Here is a 1,818-nt window from a genome sequence, read left to right on the forward strand (position 1 = left end):
CGTGCTTGGATGGCTCCTACCGACCAACCTCACGAAAACTTCATCTTCCCTGAAGAAGTTCTGCCTCGCGGTAACGCACTGTAAAAAAATCAGGATTTGGATTTCAGATGAATTTAATTTTTTTTAATTGAAATTGAAATCCAAATCCCTATTCCCCGGCGCAGGTGCGGTACTCCGTGCCCTACTGGGGAACAAAAAACCCCAAATCCAAAATCTAAAATCGTTGGAGGTTCTACCGGGTGGTAACGCTCTCTAATTCCTACGCAAGCGGTCGCGACCAAGAATCCTCCGGGTTCGCTTGGTGGTCTGGCAACGCTCGTTTAATCAATCTCTCCGGCAAACTGCTGGGCGCCCACGTCGCTCACGCTGGCTTGATCGTGTTCTGGGCCGGTGCAATGACTTTGTTTGAAGTCGCTCACTTTATCCCAGAAAAGCCCATGTACGAACAGGGCTTAATTTTGATGCCCCACATCGCTACTTTGGGTTGGGGCGTCGGCCCCGGCGGTGAAGTTACGGATATCTTCCCCTTCTTCGTAGTCGGCGTTCTTCACTTGATTTCATCTGCTGTTCTCGGTTTGGGCGGCATTTATCACGCCGTTCGCGGCCCGGAAGTTCTCGAAGAATATTCTTCGTTCTTCGGCTACGACTGGAAAGACAAGAACCAGATGACCAACATCATCGGCTATCACCTGATTTTATTGGGTGGCGGTTGCTTGCTGCTGGTGGCTAAGGCCATGTTCTTCGGCGGTGTCTATGACACTTGGGCTCCGGGCGGCGGCGACGTGCGTATTATCACTAACCCCACTCTGAACCCGGCTGTGATATTTGGCTACTTGGTTCGCTCTCCTTTTGGTGGCGAAGGCTGGATTGTCAGCGTCAACAACATGGAAGACATCATCGGCGGTCACATCTGGCTCGGCCTGATTTGTATTGCTGGCGGTGTTTGGCACATTTTGACCAAGCCTTTCGGCTGGGCTCGCCGCGCCTTAATCTGGTCTGGCGAAGCTTACCTGTCTTACAGCTTGGGCGCTTTGTCCCTGATGGGATTCATCGCTTGCTGCTTTGTCTGGTTCAACAACACTGCTTACCCCAGCGAATTCTACGGCCCGACGGGCCCGGAAGCTTCTCAAGCGCAAGCTTTGACCTTCCTGATCCGCGACCAACGCTTGGGTGCTAACGTCGGTTCTGCACAAGGCCCCACCGGTCTGGGTAAGTACCTGATGCGCTCTCCTACTGGCGAAATCATTTTCGGCGGTGAAACGATGCGTTTCTGGGATTTCCAAGGCCCTTGGTTGGAACCCTTGCGCGGTACTAACGGTTTGGACTTGAACAAGATCAAGAACGACATTCAGCCTTGGCAAGCTCGCCGCGCTGCTGAGTACATGACTCACGCTCCTTTGGGTTCTCTGAACTCTGTGGGCGGCTTGGCAACGGAAGTTAACGCGTTTAACTATACGTCACCTCGTTCTTGGCTGGCCTGTTTCCACTTTGTGATGGGTTTCTTCTTCTTGGTCGGCCACTTGTGGCACGCTGGTCGCGCTCGCGCGGCTGTCGCTGGCTTTGAGAAGGGTATCGATCGCGAAAATGAACCAGTGTTGGCTATGCCTAATTTGGACTAATCGATCGAGTTTATTCCTGATTTGATTGTCTAATCGAAAAAGGCTCCTGCTTAACGGCAGGAGCTTTTTTTACTGCGGATTAACTCAGATTATGACTATTCAAAATAAAAGCTATACTATAATCGGTTCTCCTGAACTTATGGTTATAAGTTTATCTAATCAGAAAAGCAAGCTAATACGCGATTCCTAAAATTATTAA

Annotated in this window: 1 protein-coding gene; it reads left to right on the plus strand. The window is 50.7% G+C overall.

Annotation, left to right across the window (positions count from 1 at the left end):
- Window positions 1–239 precede the first annotated feature (239 nt).
- Window positions 240–1,619, plus strand: coding sequence for a photosystem II reaction center protein CP43 (gene psbC / locus QUB70_RS32415; protein ID WP_332985904.1), 1,380 nt, complete (start codon window positions 240–242; stop codon window positions 1,617–1,619).
- The last annotated feature ends 199 nt before the right edge of the window (window positions 1,620–1,818 follow it).

This window comes from Microcoleus sp. A003_D6 (assembly GCF_036702825.1).
Lineage (GTDB): Bacteria > Cyanobacteriota > Cyanobacteriia > Cyanobacteriales > Microcoleaceae > Microcoleus.